The following is a 16,573-nucleotide window of genomic DNA, read 5'->3' as shown; positions in this document are numbered from 1 at the left end:
ACTCCTTAGAAAAATTCATGCCCCATGGCTTCCAGTAATCGTCTTGCTGCTACTGAAGCTGCCATGGTTCCTTGGTTTACTTGGGCGCTCAAACTTGGTAGAAGTTCTTGCACTGCCACATTGCTACGAAATGCATTTTTTAATCCGGCATCAATGCGATCCCACATCCATGCTCCAGCCTGTTCTTTGCGACGAGAATCAAATCTCCCATTGGCTTTCTGAAGTGATGCAAAATGAGAAACCTTATCCCACATCTCTGGGACACCTTTACCCTCTAAAGCGCTTAAGCCCATGACTTGGGGATGCCATACCTCTTTGATATGGGAGACATGATCAGGGTTGCCCTGAAAGCCCAATAGACGTAATGAACTCGTAATGAATAATTGAGCACGCATAGCGGCATCAGGATCAATATCTACTTTATTGATCACAATTAAATCGGCAATTTCCATCACACCTTTTTTAATTGCCTGCAGATCATCGCCAGCATTTGGCAGCTGCAACAACAGGAACATATCTGTCATACCAGCAACTGCGATTTCACTCTGCCCCACACCGACCGTCTCAACAATAATGACGTCAAAGCCAGCAGCCTCTGCAACCAACATGGCTTCACGCGTCTTCTCTGCTACTCCGCCTAGCGTGCAAGACGATGGGCTGGGGCGAATAAAGGCATTTTCAAGAACAGATAAGCGCTCCATGCGAGTCTTATCACCCAGAATGGAGCCACCAGAGATACTTGAAGAAGGATCAATCGCCAATACGGCAACTCGATGACCTTTTTCGATTAGATAAAGGCCTAGAGTTTCAATCAGGGTTGATTTACCAACTCCAGGCACCCCTGAAATTCCTAAACGAAATGATTTGCCTGTTTTGGGCAATAAAGTATTGAGTACATCATCTGCACGATGACGGTGATCTAGTCGAGTCGATTCAAGTAAGGTAATGATCTTTGCCAATGCGCGTCGCTGTTTAAGCGAAGGCGCACCAGTGAGATCATTCACCAGAACCTGATCAGCAGCTTCAAGCATGCCTATGATCCGTATTAAGCTGGTTTCACAGACTTGCGAATTTGCTCAAGCACATCCTTAGCCGAAGCCGGAATTGGAGTGCCTGGACCGTAAATACCTTTTACACCAGCTTCGTAGAGGAATTCATAATCCTGCCTAGGAATGACGCCACCAACGAACACGATGATGTCATCTGAGCCTTGCTTCTTTAATTCAGCAATGATGGCTGGCACCAAGGTCTTATGACCAGCCGCTAATGTTGAAACGCCTAATGCGTGAACGTCGTTCTCAATTGCTTGACGAGCACACTCTTCAGGAGTTTGAAACAACGGTCCAATATCCACGTCAAACCCTAAGTCGGCAAAAGCAGTGGCCACTACTTTTGCACCACGGTCATGACCATCTTGGCCGAGCTTCGCAATCATGACGCGTGGACGACGTCCAAAGTCTTTGGCAAAGTCGGCAATTTCTGTTTGGAGTTTTGCCCAGCCTTCGGCTGAGTCATAAGCAGCTGCATACACACCAGTCACCTTTTGAGTATCGGCGCGATGGCGCCCGTAAACTTTTTCTAAGGCATCAGAAACTTCACCTACAGTTGCACGCAAACGAATTGCGTTTACTGACAACTCCAATAAGTTACCGGAGTTATCTTCAGCAGCCTTGGTTAATGCCTCTAACGCAGCCTCTACTTTTTTGGAATCACGCCTGGCCTTAATATCTTTCAGACGCGCAACCTGACCTTCGCGAACCTTATCGTTATCGATCATTAATACGTCAACCAGATCTTCTTTTCCTAGTTTGTATTTATTAACACCCACGATCACATCAGAGCCAGAGTCAATCTTGGCTTGCTTTTCAGCTGCTGCAGCTTCAATTTTGAGCTTAGCCCAACCGCTTTCAACTGCTTTTGTCATACCACCCATGGCTTCTACTTCTTGGATGATTTCCCAAGCTTTGTCTGCCATCTCTTGAGTAAGGCTCTCCATCATGTAAGAGCCTGCCCATGGATCGATCACACTTGGAATATGCGTTTCTTCTTGCAAAATTAATTGAGTATTACGAGCAATCCGGCTTGAGAACTCGGAAGGCAAGGCAATCGCCTCATCCAATGAATTGGTGTGCAATGATTGTGTACCGCCAAATACAGCTGCCATGGCTTCTACTGTTGTTCTCACGACGTTGTTATAAGGGTCTTGCTCAGTCAAAGACCAGCCAGATGTTTGGCAGTGTGTACGCAACATCAGAGATTTTGGGTTCTTAGGCTCAAAGGATTTCATGATGCGCCACCACAACAAACGTGCAGCACGTAACTTTGCAACTTCAAGATAGAAGTTCATACCAATTGCAAAGAAGAAAGAGAGGCGACCTGCAAAACCATCGACATCAAGTCCTTTTGCGAGCGCGGTTTTTACATACTCTTTACCGTCAGCCAATGTGAAAGCCAATTCCAATACTTGGTTGGCGCCTGCCTCTTGCATGTGATAACCCGAAATAGAAATCGAGTTGAACTTGGGCATATGTTTGGCGGTGTACTCAATAATGTCGCCAATAATACGAATCGAGGGCTCTGGCGGGTAAATATAGGTATTACGCACCATGAACTCTTTCAAAATGTCATTCTGAATCGTTCCTGATAGCTGCTCCTGCTTTACGCCCTGCTCTTCACCGGCAACAATATAGCCAGCCAACACAGGCAATACGGCACCGTTCATTGTCATTGATACAGATATCTTATCCAATGGAATGCCATCAAACAAAATCTTCATATCTTCTACAGTATCGATTGCAACGCCAGCCTTACCAACGTCGCCTGTAACACGTGGATGATCTGAGTCGTAACCACGGTGAGTAGCTAAGTCAAATGCAACAGATACACCTTGACCGCCTGCATCCAGTGCTTTGCGATAAAAAGCATTAGATTCTTCTGCGGTGGAAAAGCCGGCGTACTGACGAATAGTCCATGGACGCACTGAATACATAGTGGCTTGTGGACCACGAACAAATGGTTCAAAACCAGGCAATGTATTTGTGTAATTAAGACCCTCAACATCTGAGGATGTGTACAACGCCTTTAAATGAATTCCATCTGGTGTTTGCCAACCTAAGGCATCAACGTCACCATTAGGTGCAGATTTTTGCGCCGACTTTTTCCAAGCCTCCAGATTGGCTTTTGGAAATGATGGCCATGAATTATTTTCTTTAGAACTCACAAAAACTCCTGGTTAATTTTTGCTGCGTTGCATCGTAATGTCCTTACATTTTGCTTGACAATTATTTATTTGTCTACATAATGTATTCATAATTATGAATACAAAACTGAATAATAGACCTCTATATGAGGATGTTGCCGATAGACTTCGGGAGCAGATATTTAGCAAACAGCTAGCCCCCGGGAGCTGGCTTGATGAGCAATCCTTGGCCGATCAATTTGGCATTAGCCGCACACCTATGCGTGAAGCCATTAAGGTTTTGGCATCTGAAGGCCTTGTCACCATCAAGATGCGCCGGGGCGCTTATGTAACGGAGGTTGCCAGGAAGGATCTGGAACAAATCTTTACTGTCCTCTCACTTTTGGAAGGACAGGCAGCTAAAGAAGCCGCTATTAAGGCGACAGAGGCTGAGTTAAACCTCTTGGACCACTTGCACCATCGCCTGGAAAAAGCAGCTGCTGATCGTGATATTGAGCAGTTTTTTGAGATAAATGGCAAATTTCATGAATTAATACAAGAAATTGCAGGCAATCGCTGGATGAATGGCGTCATTGCCGACCTGCGTAAGGTCCTTAAATTACATCGCAGAGAATCATTAACAAGTACTGGAAGACTGCAAAACTCCCTAGTTGAGCACAGGGAAATACTCAGGGCACTGTTAAAACGAGATGAGCAAGCAGCTGAATCAACTATGCGGAAACACCTTGCCCAAGGTCTAGAGGCGCTTCGTTAAATATTGAAAAACCTATAAAAAATAAAGGCTTAGAAGATTCTTCTAAGCCTTTGATGTAAGCAGCCTAAGGAAGTTTACTTTTTAACGACTAAGTTACCAGGTAGTGAAGCAACATAAGCTGCAATATCTTGTAAATCCGCATCAGTAAAGACTTGAACTTGTGAAGCCATGATGGCGTTGATACGACCGTATTGAGGATTGCCGTTACCTACTTTGTAAGCCTTCAGTGCGTAATAGAGGTAGTCAGCATGCTGACCAGCTAGCTTTGGGTACGCTGGCAAAATTGGGGCATTTAGTCCTGCACCATGACAAGAAGCGCAGTTAGCCTTCTCCACCAATGCCTGGCCTTTATCGACGCTAGCAGCATTTGCCACGTTTACTAAACCAATGCTTGAGAGCAAAACTGCTGTAATTAGTGCGAATTTCATAAAAGTATCTCTATGTATCTTTATCAATGAATCACTTCAATGGGTTTTTAGGTGAGCTGGCAGTTTGCGCGGCATAGTATTCGCCGATATCAGCCATATCTTGGTCAGACAAACTAGCAGCAATGGCACGCATCGTTGGATGCTTACGATCGCCTTTTTTATATTCAGACAAAGCAGTAGCGACATAAGCAGCATTCTGGCCGCCCAACATAGGCACTTTGTAAACCAAAGGGTAATCAGCACGGTAATCGGGAATGGAATGGCAGCCAACACATAGCCAAACCTTGGCATTACCAGCAGCGGCGTTACCTTTTACTTCATCAGCCTGAGCAACAGAACCAGCAAAAGCGAAGGTTGCGACAACAGCTAAATGAGGAAGAATTGAGAGTTTTTTCATAAAAATCATTATTAATGAGTTTGATTTTGATCAATTGGCAAGAGTATAGCGGACAGATGCCCTTCTCGCCATTTCAGAGGCCAAAAACACTATAAATACTGAAAAATTTGCCTCATTTACCTATACTGGAACGCTTAACCCTGTACTTTATAGACGGCAAAATGAGCAAACACACCTCTTCACCTCAGAACCGCTTCGATGGAAGCCAAAGCTACGTTGCTACGGACGATCTCAAGCTAGCAGTCAATGCAGCAATTGCACTACAACGCCCGCTCCTCATTAAGGGCGAACCAGGTACTGGTAAGACCATGCTTGCCGAGGAAGTGGCGGCCGCGCTGAACATGCCGCTATTGCAGTGGCACATCAAGTCCACCACAAAAGCGCAACAAGGTCTTTATGAATATGACGCTGTCAGCCGCTTGCGCGACTCGCAATTGGGCGATGAAAAAGTAAAAGATATTCGCAACTACATTGTTAAGGGCGTTCTTTGGCAAGCCTTTGAAGCCGATGAACCTACAGTGTTGCTAATTGATGAAATCGATAAAGCTGATATTGAGTTTCCGAATGACTTGTTACGTGAAATTGATCGCATGGAGTTCTATGTTTATGAAACTCGTGAATTAATTAAAGCGAAACATCGCCCACTCGTCATCATTACCTCCAATAATGAAAAAGAATTGCCGGATGCTTTCTTGCGTCGCTGCTTCTTTCATTACATTACCTTTCCTGATGCGCAAACAATGCAAAGTATCGTGGATGTCCATCACCCCAATATTAAGCAAGATCTTCTGGAGGCGGCCCTCAAGGCCTTCTACCAAATACGCTCTTTGCCTGGACTTAAAAAGAAACCCTCTACCTCGGAGTTAATTGACTGGCTCAAGCTTTTACTGGCCGAAGACATTCCACCAGAAGCACTTCATAGCAACGATGAAAAGATAGCGGTTCCGCCGTTACATGGTGCACTTCTGAAAAACGAACAAGATATTCACCTGTTTGAACGTTTGGTAATGATGAATCGCAATCATCGCTAGTACACAGCAATTCATCAGCGCACAGAATTTTCATGTTGATTCAATTCTTCCTTAACCTGAAAGAGGCCAAGGTGCCTGTTTCAGTCCGAGAATTTTTAACTCTTTTGGAGGCCTTGAAATCAGGCGTTATTAATCCTTCTATTGATGAGTTTTATCAACTCTCACGCATGACCCTGGTTAAGGACGAGCAGCACTTTGATCGCTTTGACCAAGTTTTTGGGGCTTACTTTAATGGTGTTGAGCAAATTATTGCTCTCTCACCAGACATCCCGCTAGATTGGCTTGAGAAAAAGCTACAACGCGTACTGACTGATGAAGAAAAAGCGGCACTCCAAAAATTGGGTGGTCCAGACGCCTTGAAGAAGCGTCTTGAGGAACTCTTAAAAGAACAAAAAGAATGGCATGGGGGCGGTAATAAGTGGATTGGCGCTGGAGGCTCCTCACCCTTTGGTCATAGCGGCTACCATCCTGAAGGCATTCGAATTGGTGGTGAAAGTGCTGGCAATAGAACTGCCATCAAAGTTTGGGAGGCTCGAGAATTTAAAGACTATGACAGCGATTTAGCTTTAGGCACCCGCAATATCAAAGTGGCCTTACGACGCTTGCGGCGTTTTGCTCGAGAAGGCTCTACGATGGAGCTTGATTTAGATAAGACCATTCATTCAACTGCTGCAAATGCTGGCATGCTCGATATTCAAATGCGGCCTGAACGCCACAATCAAGTCAAAGTGTTACTACTCATGGACGTTGGTGGCTCGATGAATGATCATATTCAGCGTATAGCGGAGCTATTCTCTGCTGCTAAAGACGAATTTAAGCATTTAGAACATTACTACTTTCATAACTGTGTTTATGAAAATCTCTGGCAGAGCAATCGCCGGCGGCGAGATCAAGTTACACCCACTCAAGACATCATTAACAAGTATGGGCCGGACTATAAGTTGATCTTCGTTGGCGATGCGACCATGTCTCCTTATGAAATACTGAGTCCCAATGGTGCCGTTGAATACAACAATAAGGAAGCAGGCGCTGTTTGGATTAATCGACTTATCGATCACTTTCCCCACTTTGCTTGGCTGAACCCAGAACCTGAATCCATTTGGCAATATCGTCAATCGATCGATATTATGCAAAACCTCATGAGAGATCGTATGTACCCAGTCACCTTAAATGGCCTTGAAAGTGCCATGTGTCAACTTTCCAAGTAAGATTTAAACAATTCAATTTAAATAAACGATATTCAATATGACTATAAACATCAGCGAACGCCTTAAAACCCTCGGAATTGATTTACCTCCACCAGGACCCCCTGCTGCTGCCTATGTCATGGCAGCTACCACTGGCAATACTGTTTTTCTCTCTGGTCATATTGCTAAACGCGATGGCAAACCTTGGGTTGGAAAACTAGGTAAGGATATGGACACAGAGACTGGCAAAACTGCCGCGCGCGCGATTGCAATTGATTTGATTGCTACCTTGCAAAATCATTTGGGCTCTTTAGACAAAGTAAGGCGTATTGTTAAAGTCATGGGATTGGTTAACTCCACTGACAGCTATACAGAGCAACACCTGGTAGTGAATGGCTGCTCAGAACTACTATTTGAAGTGTTTGGTGATGCTGGAAAACATGCGCGTAGTGCATTTGGTGTGGCACAGATCCCGCTTGGGGCTTGTGTTGAAATTGAATTAATCGCTGAAATTTAATTCAATTAAATTAAATAGGATCAAGTCCTAGTTTCTGGATATCAGCTGGTGTATCGACATCCATTAAATAGGCTTGGTTCTCAGTCACAAATACTTTAACTAGTTCTGGATGCTGATCCATATAGGGTCTACAGACCATCTCGGGGGTTACTAGGATTTTTTCAATCGCCCGCTTTGAAAACAATACTGGATTGCCGCGTTGATTATTAATCATCGGCAACACAATTTCTTGATTTGCGCTTCTTTGATTAAATTGCTCTAACAATACCTCGATCTCAGCGCTAGCGATACTAGGCTGATCACATAGCGCAATTAACAAAACATCATATTCAGACTTTAGCGACTCAAGACCCAGACGTACAGAAGAAGATTGACCTAAATCTGGATTGGGATTTTTCACCAAAGTGATTGAACTATGGATAGTTGGTTTTAATGAATTGATCTCCGCTTCAATTTTGTCTGAGTAAAAGCCGGTGACTACCAAAGTCTCGAGGGGATCACAAATTTGAATTGCTTGAATGAAGCGGGTTAACAAACTGTCCCCATCCTTTTTTAATAAGGCTTTGGCATATCCGCCCAAACGACTCCCCTGACCCGCAGCCAATATGATGATGGCTAGGCGCAATTTTGAGTTTTTGGAAGGTTCACTAGAAACGGTCATTAGAGTGATAATAAATAGTTATTAATAAAAATATTTGCAAAAGAACATATAAAAAGAAAAAGCATGAACAGTACTGATTTAAGCGTCCTCAAATCCGCCGTTGAATGGCTCCAATCGGGTCAATCTGTTGCTATTGCGACCGTTGTACAGACATGGGGCTCAGCACCACGTCCAATAGGCTCTTGGCTTGCTATTCGGGCTGACGGGCAAGTAGCTGGGTCTGTTTCTGGCGGCTGCGTTGAGGATGATCTGATACGCCGAGTCCAAACTGAAATTCTTACTCGCGATACCCCCGAAATGGTCGTTTATGGCGTAACCCAACAAGAGGCCGCACGTTTTGGCCTTCCTTGTGGCGGGACTTTGCGATTATTGGTTGAGCCTAAGCCAGAATTAGCAGTGCTGGAAAAATTACTTGCAAATATTTCTTCTCATCAAATTACCCGCCGCTCTGTAAATTTAGCTTCCGGGAAATCCACTCTCAGCCAAGGTGACCGCAGCGATGAATTTGCCTGCTCCGAGCAAGCAATGCAAACGACTTACGGCCCACGTTGGCGTATGGTCATGATTGGTGCTGGTCAGCTTTCCTTATATACCGCAGATTTTGCGCTAGCCTCTGACTTTGAAGTGATTGTGATCGATCCACGTGAAGAATATGCTGAGGGCCTTAATCGCTCAGATATTACTTTCTCAAAGGGCATGCCAGACGATGTATTGCTAGAGATTGGTGTTGATTCTCATACAGCGGTTGTTGCGCTTACACATGATCCTAAGTTAGACGATATGGCACTGATGGAAGCTCTGAAGTCGCCCGCCTTTTATGTAGGCGCATTAGGAAGCCGTAAAAACACTCAGAAACGCAAAGAGCGTTTACTAGAGTTTGATGTCAGCCAAGAACAAGCTGAGAAGCTACATGGCCCTGTTGGACTGTATATTGGCGCCCTCACCCCACCAGAGATCGCTGTTTCGATTCTGGCGGAAGTGATTGCCGTTAAATATGGCGTAAGTATTCCGAAGAAAACCTAAATACCTTACTTAGTTTGCTGTTAGCTTGCCGTCTTTTAAGCGCGGCTCAACAAAGTGGCCCTTGCGTGCACGGTTACCTGCAAATGACTTCAAGGTTTTCGCATCCAAACTCAGTTCAGTAGGCTTGCCAGCACGTCCTGCGCCTGAATAAGTGGCGCCGTCTGGTCCAACCGCAATAGCTGAAGCTAAATGTTCTTTTTCGTCCAAGCCCATCAGGATTACGCCCTTACCGCCTGTTGGCAAACGTTTGAGCTCATCCAATGGGAATACTAATAATTTAGAGGCCTCAGATAAACAAGCAACTTGCTTCATGCCGACTTTAACCTTGGCAGCACCCAAAGGTGCATCGCCAGGAACCTTGGCATCCATACTTAAGAATGATTTACCCGCCTTGTTACGCGTAGTCATATCAGCAACGTTGGCTAAGAAACCAAAGCCCGCTTTTGTAGAGAGCAATACCAAATCATCAGACTGGCCAGCGTAATACGCAACCATCTGAGAGCCAGCAGCCAAGTTAACGAAGCTGGTCAATGGAGAGCCATCCCCGCGAGCACCTGGTAATTCGCTGACGGGCACTGTGTACACACGTCCGTCACTGCCAAAGCCCTGAATGACGTCTACAGTCCTCACTTCAAAGGTCGCATATAAAGCATCGCCTGCCTTGAAGGCAAACTGAGTTGCATCATGCTCATGCCCTTGGCGAACACGTACCCAACCCTTTTGAGAAACAATCACTGTGACTGGCTCATCAATGATTTTGGTCTCCGCTACAGCGCGTTTGCCTTCCTGAATGAGGGTACGGCGATAATCGCCAAAATCCTTCATATCAGATTCGATCTCTTTAATGATGCGCTTGCGCAGTACGGTATCGCTTTGTAATAAACCCTCTAGATCATCACGTTCTGCTTTGAGCTCTTTAAGTTCTTGCTCAATCTTGATACCTTCCAAGCGAGCCAACTGACGTAAACGGATATCCAGAATATCTTCAGCCTGACGATCGCTGAGTTTGAATTCTTTAATCAGATCGGCTTTAGGGTCATCGCTATTGCGGATAATCTTGATGACCTTATCAATATTGAGAAGAACGATTAAACGCCCTTCCAAAATATGCATACGGTCTCTAACCTTGCCTAAGCGATGTTGCGTTCTACGAGTCACCGTAGCAACCCTAAATGCAACCCACTCTGAGAGGATTTCTTTTAAACCTTTTTGACGTGGGCGACCATCATTGCCGATCATCACCAAGTTCATTGGCGCATTGGACTCTAGCGAGGTGTGCGCTAACAAGAGATTTACGAACTCATTGACATCAATATTCTTGCTCTTAGGCTCAAATACCAAACGTACTGCGGCATCTTTACTAGACTCATCTCGCACGCCATCAAGCACATTCAGAATGGTTGATTTGAGATTATTTTGCTCAGGAGTGAGAGTCTTTTTACCGACCTTGACCTTAGGATTGGTGATCTCTTCAATTTCCTGCAAGACACGCTGTGAGGAGGTTGCAGGCGGCAATTCATTAACCACAATTTGCCATTGACCACGAGCTAATTCCTCGACAGACCAACGTGCGCGTACCTTGATACTGCCACGCCCTGCCTCATAAATCTGAGCGATTTCTGCTGCAGAGGAAATAATTTGACCACCGCCTGGATAGTCAGGACCAGGCATGATTTCTAACAACTCTGAAGTACTCATTTTCGGAGACTTCATAAGGGCAACAGCAGCAGTAGCTACTTCACGTAAATTATGTGACGGAATCTCGGTCGCCATACCAACGGCAATACCAGATGCTCCATTCAGCAGAACAAATGGCAGGCGTGCTGGTAATAATTTTGGCTCTTGGAATGAGCCGTCATAGTTCGGCGCAAAATCTACCGTACCTTCATCAATCTCACTTAATAGCAAGCCAGCAATCTTGGTTAAACGCGCTTCGGTATAACGCATTGCTGCTGCGCCATCACCATCACGTGAGCCAAAGTTTCCTTGACCATCAATTAATGGATAGCGTAAGGAGAAGCTTTGTGCCAAACGAACCAAGGCATCGTATGCGGATTGGTCACCATGAGGATGGAACTTACCGAGTACATCACCAACTACGCGGGCACTCTTCACCGGCTTAGCATCGGCACGCAAACCCATTTCGCTCATGGAGAACAGAATGCGGCGCTGCACAGGTTTCTGACCATCCGATACATCAGGCAGAGCGCGGCCCTTAACTACGCTAATGGCGTAATCTAAATATGCACGTTCTGCGTAAACAGCCAGAGTTAAGCTGTCTTTGCCATCTTCATTTAGATCAACCGTTTTTGGGTCATGATTATCTGATCCACCAGAGGAAGCAGCAACTGCTGGTGCCTGATTGGCCTTAGCTGCTTCAGTTGCTTCAGTTGCTTCAACTGCTTCCATTTCATCAATGGGGCTAGCAAATAAATCCGCCTGATCGGCCGGAGTATTTTGTCCAGGAGTCTTTTTAGTTGCCATTAGATATCGGCCTCCACTTCGTTGCCGCGCTCTTCCAACCAGTCACGACGTGCGCCAGATTCAGATTTGCCCATCAACATATCCATTGTTTTAAATGTTTCGTCTTCAGTCCATGCACCTAAGGTTACGGGCAATAAACGGCGAGTATCGGGATTCAAAGTAGTGTCCCAAAGCTGTTCTGCACTCATTTCTCCTAGGCCCTTAAAGCGTGAGATCTGCCAGGCAGTTTCTTTCACGCCATCTTTACGCAACTTATCTTCGATCGCTTGGAGCTCATTGGCATCCAAGGCATAAATCTTTTGCGCTGGCTTCTTGCCGCGTGCTGGGGCATCAACCCTGAACAGGGGCGGTCTCGAAATATGTATATGTCCTAACTCAATGAGTTTCGGGAAATGTTTATAGAATAGGGTTAAAAGCAATACCTGAATATGTGCACCATCAACGTCCGCATCAGACAGAATGCAAACCTTACCGTAGCGCAGATTAGATAGATCCGGGTTGTCATTTGCTCCATGAGGATCAACACCAATTGCTACCGCAATGTCATGCACTTCATTGTTGGCAAACAAGCGATCACGCTCAGCCTCCCAGGTGTTTAATACCTTGCCACGTAATGGCAGGATGGCTTGATATTCTTTATTCCGGCCCATCTTGGCTGAGCCCCCTGCGGAATCACCCTCTACCAGGAAGATTTCGTTCATGCCGATATCTTGACTCTCACAATCCGTGAGCTTTCCAGGTAATACTGCTACGCCAGAGGATTTTTTCTTTTCAACCTTTTGGCCAGCACGAGTTCTCGCTTGTGCCTGCTTAATTACCAAATCAGCTAACTTACGACCGTAGTCAACGTGCTGATTGAGCCAGAGCTCTAAAGCAGACTTCACATATCCAGAAACCAAACGTACGGCATCACGAGAATTAAGACGCTCTTTAATCTGCCCTTGGAACTGTGGATCCAAAACCTTTGCAGACAAAATAAATGAGGCGCGAGCAAATACGTCTTCAGGCATCAACTTCACACCCTTCGGTTGCAATGCATGCATCTCAATAAAGCCTTTAACGGCGTTAAATAAGCCTTCACGCAAACCACTTTCATGCGTACCGCCGGCAGGAGTTGGAATCAAGTTCACGTAACTCTCGCGTACTGGTGCGCCATCTTCTGTCCAACAAACTACCCAAGCGGCGCCCTCGCCTTCAGCAAAAGAATCATCATCACCAGAGCCCGTAGCGTATTGCTCGCCTTCGAACGGAGGAATGACTTCAGCGCCATGGCCGGCTTGTGCAATTGCTTCATTCAGATAGCCACGCAAGCCTTGTGCGTATTGCCAAGTCTGGGTGTCGCCTGATTTTTCTTGAATCAGTGTTACCTTCACGCCAGGCAATAGCACTGCCTTAGAACGCAATAGACGAATGAGCTCAGGCATTGGGATCACTGAGCTATCAAAATACTTACCGTCTGGCCACGCACGAACGCGAGTACCGTGCGATTTATCTTCTTTTGAAGAGGCAATCGTTTTGAGTTTTTCAATCACCTTGCCATCAGCAAAGGTCAATGTTGACATTTGGCCATCACGCCAAACAGTCACTTCTAATCTTTTCGACAAGGCATTGGTTACTGAAACACCCACTCCGTGCAAACCACCAGAGAAGGCATATGCACCACCAGTGCCTTTTTCAAACTTGCCACCAGCATGCAACTGGGTAAATACAATTTCGACTACCGGCAATTTCTCGGTAGGATGCATACCCACTGGAATACCCCGACCATCGTCTTCGACGCTTACGCTGCCATCGGCATGCATAGTGACGATGATTTGCTTACCAAACCCGCCCAAAGCCTCATCAGATGCGTTATCAAGCACCTCTTGGATGATGTGGAGTGGATTGTCGGTACGGGTGTACATTCCAGGCCGTTGACGGACTGGTTCTAGTCCTTTTAGGACCTGAATCGACGATTCGCTGTATTCGGAAGTTTTACGGGTAGCCATGCGCGCAAATTGTAGTCATGTCTGAGGCCTAGGCCGAAATTTTCAGGAATAGCCCTGTCATCCATGCCAAAATCGGGGGATGGGAGCCTTAAGTCACATTCGCGTTTTAGACCTTAGCCGTGTCTTGGCTGGTCCTTGGTGCGCTCAAAATCTCGCCGATTTGGGTGCGGATGTCATCAAAGTCGAGAGGCCTGGGGTTGGGGACGATACCCGTCATTGGGGTCCTCCATTTGCCAAAGACGCAAATGGCAAGGAAACCGACGAATCTGCCTATTTTATTTGCATTAACCGAAATAAACGCTCTATTACGGTGGATATTGCAAAACCTGAAGGTCAAGACCTCATTCGTAAGCTTGCCGCAGAATCCGATGTTGTCATTGAAAACTATAAAGTTGGCGACCTCGCAAAATACGGTCTTGATTATGAAAGCCTCAAAAAGGTCAAAGAGAATTTGATCTATTGCTCCATTACTGGATTTGGACAAACTGGTCCTTATGCTCACCGTCCTGGCTACGATTTCATTATCCAAGGTATGGGCGGTTTCATGAGTGTGACAGGTGAAGCACATGATTTTGAAGGTGCTAGCCCACAAAAATCTGGTGTTGCCATCGCAGATATCTTTACCGGCATGTATGCCAGCACTGCCATATTGGCTGCCATAGTCCATCGCGACCACACCGGAGAAGGCCAATATATCGATATGTCCTTGTTAGATACCCAAGTAGCCGTAATGGCCAATGTATCAAGCGCTTATTTGACTTCAGGCGAAGTTCCTAAGCGCTGGGGCAATGCATCTCCGATCATTGTTCCCTATCAAACCTTCCCGACTTCTGATGGCTGGATGATTGTGGGTGCCGGTAATGATGGTCAATTCCGACATTTTGTGACCGCTGGTGGCGAAGCCCACTTAGCAGATAACCCACTCTATGTCACCAACCCCTTGCGTGTTGAGCATCGCAAGCAACTCATCCCCCTTCTGGAGAAGATGACTCGAAAAATGACCAAGGGCGAATGGATTGCACTGCTCGAGAAAGCCAATGTTCCTTGTGGCCCAATCAATAACTTCAAAGAAGTTTTTGAAAACGAGCAAGTCATTCATCGTGGCGTACAGATTGATGTTCCTCACCCCACTGTTGGAAATATGAAATTGGTTGCTAGCCCGATGCATCTATCAAAAACTCCTACGGAAGTTCGGATGGCCCCGCCAACGCTTGGTCAGCATACCCAAGAGATCTTGCATGAGCGCCTCAAGCTTGATGATCAAGCGATAGAAGAACTACGTACCAAGGGAATCATCTAGATTGTGACTACGCAAACCTCCAAAGCAGGACTTTCAATGAAGGAAGTCCTCATCTATGGCGGACTCATGGTCACCCTATCCATGGGTATTCGTCATGGCTTTGGTCTGTTCAATTTACCCATTACTTCAGCCAATGGCTGGGGTCGTGAAACATTTGCGCTGACTATTGCCCTGCAAAATCTGATTTGGGGTGCAGTTCAACCAGTCACTGGCGCGTTAGCCGATCGTTATGGCGCATTTAAAATCATGGTCGCTGGAGGAATTTTGTATGCCTTAGGTTTGGCGGGCATGGCGATCTCTACCGATGTGATGAACTTCACTCTGGCTGGCGGCTTACTCATTGGTTTGGCACAAACCGCAACTACCTACAGTGTGGTCTATGGAATCTTAGGTCGCAACGTATCGGCAGAAAAACGGGTTTGGGCAATGGGCATTACTGCAGCTGCCGGTTCATTTGGCCAGTTCCTCATGATTCCAACAGAGCAAGGTTTGCTCAGTATGTTTGGCACTCAAGATGCACTACTGATGTTGGCATTGATGGCTAGTTTGATAATTCCAACTGCGTTTATGTTGCGTGAGAAGAATTTCACTCACAAGCATCATTTGGGTGATCAAACGATCAAGCAGGCTTTAAAAGAAGCCATCAGCAACCCCAGCTTTCGCTACTTAACCTTGGGTTATTTTGTTTGCGGCTTTCAGGTGGTGTTTATTGCAGTTCATCTAGCTCCATACCTAAAAGACCTCTCTTCAAGTTATCCAGCCGTAGGCGCTCCAGTTGTCGCCACAACTGCCCTAGCCTTGATTGGCCTCTTTAATATCTTTGGCACCTATAGCTCAGGCATCTTGGGTCAGCGCTTTCCTAAGCGATATTTGCTATCCGCAATTTATATTGGGCGATCCATTGCTATTACAGCATTCTTATTGCTGCCCCCAACGCCGATGAGCACATACATCTTTGCAGCCATCATGGGATTCTTATGGCTGTCCACTATTCCATTAACTAACGGTATCGTTGCGCAAATTTTTGGCGTGAAGTATTTGACAATGCTTTCGGGTCTCATTTTTTTCTCGCATCAGCTGGGAAGTTTCTGCGGGGCTTTCCTCGGTGGTTATTTGTTTGATCAGACAGGTTCGTATTTAATTGTTTGGGAAATTGCAATTGGATTGGGTGTCTTTGCCTGCCTAGTCAACCTTCCTGTAAAAGAACGAGCAGTACATCGAGTAGCCAATGCTTAGGAAAAGATCATTCCCATGGAACATCATTTCCTATGGATTTGCTTTCTTTGTTTTGCTATTTATTTTTTCGATGTACTTTGCACCCGATATGATGGTGGCAGTAACCAATCAGGTTTGGGCTCTTTGTGGTTGGTAGCTCTTGGCAGGTCTTGACGGGTCTTGATAGGTAATTCGTTAGAATTCCCCTTAACATATTTTTAGATTCACATCCGACTCGCCGTAGCACAATGGATAGTGCACATGCCTCCTAAGCGTGGGATACAGGTTCGATTCCTGTCGGCGGGACCAAAAATTCTTCAAACTTATCCACAGGCCTTGTGGATAAATCCTCAAAAGTTTTCGTAAGTCACAGATTTGTATAGGATGAC

At 45.7% G+C, this 16,573-nt stretch carries 14 protein-coding genes and 1 tRNA gene; 8 read left to right on the top strand and 7 right to left on the bottom strand.

Going from position 1 to position 16,573, the window contains the following annotated elements:
* Positions 1-5 precede the first annotated feature (5 nt).
* Positions 6-1,031, bottom strand: a complete 1,026-nt coding sequence (meaB, locus tag ICN48_RS05930) for a methylmalonyl Co-A mutase-associated GTPase MeaB (protein ID WP_216152783.1) — start codon at positions 1,029-1,031, stop codon at positions 6-8.
* Positions 1,032-1,045: 14 nt separating this feature from the next.
* Entirely contained in the window at positions 1,046-3,220 is a 2,175-nt protein-coding gene (gene scpA / locus ICN48_RS05925; protein ID WP_216152782.1) for a methylmalonyl-CoA mutase, read from the bottom strand.
* A gap of 94 nt (positions 3,221-3,314) precedes the next feature.
* Between scpA and ICN48_RS05920 the strand changes: the two genes are divergently transcribed.
* Positions 3,315-3,953, top strand: coding sequence for a GntR family transcriptional regulator (locus ICN48_RS05920; RefSeq protein ID WP_216152781.1), 639 nt, complete (start codon positions 3,315-3,317; stop codon positions 3,951-3,953).
* Positions 3,954-4,027: 74 nt separating this feature from the next.
* On the opposite strand, the gene ICN48_RS05915 is transcribed toward ICN48_RS05920, so the two are convergent.
* Both ICN48_RS05915 and ICN48_RS05910 read right to left on the bottom strand, forming a co-directional pair.
* On the bottom strand, positions 4,028-4,381 hold the full coding sequence (locus ICN48_RS05915; RefSeq protein WP_216152780.1) for a cytochrome c: 354 nt from the start codon (positions 4,379-4,381) through the stop codon (positions 4,028-4,030).
* Positions 4,382-4,412: 31 nt separating this feature from the next.
* On the bottom strand, positions 4,413-4,778 hold the full coding sequence (locus ICN48_RS05910) for a cytochrome c (RefSeq protein WP_216152779.1): 366 nt from the start codon (positions 4,776-4,778) through the stop codon (positions 4,413-4,415).
* 161 nt (positions 4,779-4,939) lie between these two features.
* Between ICN48_RS05910 and ICN48_RS05905 the strand changes: the two genes are divergently transcribed.
* Genes ICN48_RS05905 through ICN48_RS05895 form a run of 3 tightly spaced genes read left to right on the top strand, consistent with a single transcriptional unit; the run spans position 4,940 to position 7,513 of the window.
* The gene (locus tag ICN48_RS05905; protein ID WP_216152778.1) at positions 4,940-5,809 is read left to right on the top strand and encodes a MoxR family ATPase; all 870 of its coding nucleotides are present in this window, start codon (positions 4,940-4,942) and stop codon (positions 5,807-5,809) included.
* A 32-nt stretch (positions 5,810-5,841) separates the two neighbouring features.
* Positions 5,842-7,017, top strand: coding sequence for a VWA domain-containing protein (locus tag ICN48_RS05900; RefSeq protein ID WP_216152777.1), 1,176 nt, complete (start codon positions 5,842-5,844; stop codon positions 7,015-7,017).
* Positions 7,018-7,054: 37 nt separating this feature from the next.
* Positions 7,055-7,513, top strand: coding sequence for a RidA family protein (locus tag ICN48_RS05895; protein ID WP_216152776.1), 459 nt, complete (start codon positions 7,055-7,057; stop codon positions 7,511-7,513).
* A gap of 10 nt (positions 7,514-7,523) precedes the next feature.
* Here the strand turns inward: ICN48_RS05895 and ICN48_RS05890 are convergent, their stop codons facing one another.
* Positions 7,524-8,174 (bottom strand): NTP transferase domain-containing protein, encoded by a 651-nt coding sequence (locus tag ICN48_RS05890; RefSeq protein WP_216152775.1) that lies wholly within the window; start codon positions 8,172-8,174, stop codon positions 7,524-7,526.
* A 63-nt stretch (positions 8,175-8,237) separates the two neighbouring features.
* Here ICN48_RS05890 and ICN48_RS05885 point away from each other — a divergent pair, with 63 nt between their 5' ends.
* Positions 8,238-9,197, top strand: a complete 960-nt coding sequence (locus tag ICN48_RS05885; RefSeq protein WP_216152774.1) for an XdhC family protein — start codon at positions 8,238-8,240, stop codon at positions 9,195-9,197.
* 9 nt (positions 9,198-9,206) lie between these two features.
* On the opposite strand, the gene parC is transcribed toward ICN48_RS05885, so the two are convergent.
* Both parC and ICN48_RS05875 read right to left on the bottom strand, forming a co-directional pair.
* Entirely contained in the window at positions 9,207-11,606 is a 2,400-nt protein-coding gene (gene parC, locus ICN48_RS05880; protein WP_370624169.1) for a DNA topoisomerase IV subunit A, read from the bottom strand.
* A gap of 74 nt (positions 11,607-11,680) precedes the next feature.
* Positions 11,681-13,669 (bottom strand): DNA topoisomerase IV subunit B, encoded by a 1,989-nt coding sequence (locus ICN48_RS05875; protein WP_216152773.1) that lies wholly within the window; start codon positions 13,667-13,669, stop codon positions 11,681-11,683.
* 79 nt (positions 13,670-13,748) lie between these two features.
* Between ICN48_RS05875 and ICN48_RS05870 the strand changes: the two genes are divergently transcribed.
* The 3 genes from ICN48_RS05870 (at position 13,749) to ICN48_RS05860 (ending at position 16,493) form a co-directional block, all read left to right on the top strand.
* Positions 13,749-14,969: a CaiB/BaiF CoA-transferase family protein gene (locus ICN48_RS05870; protein WP_216152772.1), complete on the top strand. Its 1,221-nt coding sequence runs from the start codon at positions 13,749-13,751 to the stop codon at positions 14,967-14,969.
* A gap of 36 nt (positions 14,970-15,005) precedes the next feature.
* On the top strand, positions 15,006-16,205 hold the full coding sequence (locus tag ICN48_RS05865; protein ID WP_216152771.1) for an MFS transporter: 1,200 nt from the start codon (positions 15,006-15,008) through the stop codon (positions 16,203-16,205).
* A 213-nt stretch (positions 16,206-16,418) separates the two neighbouring features.
* A tRNA-Arg gene (locus ICN48_RS05860) sits at positions 16,419-16,493 on the top strand.
* Positions 16,494-16,573: the final 80 nt, after the last annotated feature.

The sequence above is a fragment of the Polynucleobacter sp. JS-Safj-400b-B2 genome (genome assembly GCF_018881975.1).
Lineage (GTDB): Bacteria > Pseudomonadota > Gammaproteobacteria > Burkholderiales > Burkholderiaceae > Polynucleobacter.
This window is presented reverse-complemented; position numbering and strand designations above follow the sequence as displayed.

Coding starts and splice junctions, on each gene's coding strand:
- ICN48_RS05905 (WP_216152778.1), top strand. CDS start 4,940: ATGAGCAAACACACCTCTTCACCTCAGAACCGCTTCGATGGAAGCCAA.
- ICN48_RS05870 (WP_216152772.1), top strand. CDS start 13,749: ATGGGAGCCTTAAGTCACATTCGCGTTTTAGACCTTAGCCGTGTCTTG.
- ICN48_RS05920 (WP_216152781.1), top strand. CDS start 3,315: ATGAATACAAAACTGAATAATAGACCTCTATATGAGGATGTTGCCGAT.
- ICN48_RS05890 (WP_216152775.1), bottom strand. CDS start 8,174: ATGACCGTTTCTAGTGAACCTTCCAAAAACTCAAAATTGCGCCTAGCC.
- ICN48_RS05915 (WP_216152780.1), bottom strand. CDS start 4,381: ATGAAATTCGCACTAATTACAGCAGTTTTGCTCTCAAGCATTGGTTTA.
- parC (WP_370624169.1), bottom strand. CDS start 11,606: ATGGAAGCAGTTGAAGCAACTGAAGCAACTGAAGCAGCTAAGGCCAAT.
- ICN48_RS05910 (WP_216152779.1), bottom strand. CDS start 4,778: ATGAAAAAACTCTCAATTCTTCCTCATTTAGCTGTTGTCGCAACCTTC.
- ICN48_RS05895 (WP_216152776.1), top strand. CDS start 7,055: ATGACTATAAACATCAGCGAACGCCTTAAAACCCTCGGAATTGATTTA.
- ICN48_RS05865 (WP_216152771.1), top strand. CDS start 15,006: ATGAAGGAAGTCCTCATCTATGGCGGACTCATGGTCACCCTATCCATG.
- ICN48_RS05885 (WP_216152774.1), top strand. CDS start 8,238: ATGAACAGTACTGATTTAAGCGTCCTCAAATCCGCCGTTGAATGGCTC.
- ICN48_RS05900 (WP_216152777.1), top strand. CDS start 5,842: ATGTTGATTCAATTCTTCCTTAACCTGAAAGAGGCCAAGGTGCCTGTT.
- meaB (WP_216152783.1), bottom strand. CDS start 1,031: ATGCTTGAAGCTGCTGATCAGGTTCTGGTGAATGATCTCACTGGTGCG.
- ICN48_RS05875 (WP_216152773.1), bottom strand. CDS start 13,669: ATGGCTACCCGTAAAACTTCCGAATACAGCGAATCGTCGATTCAGGTC.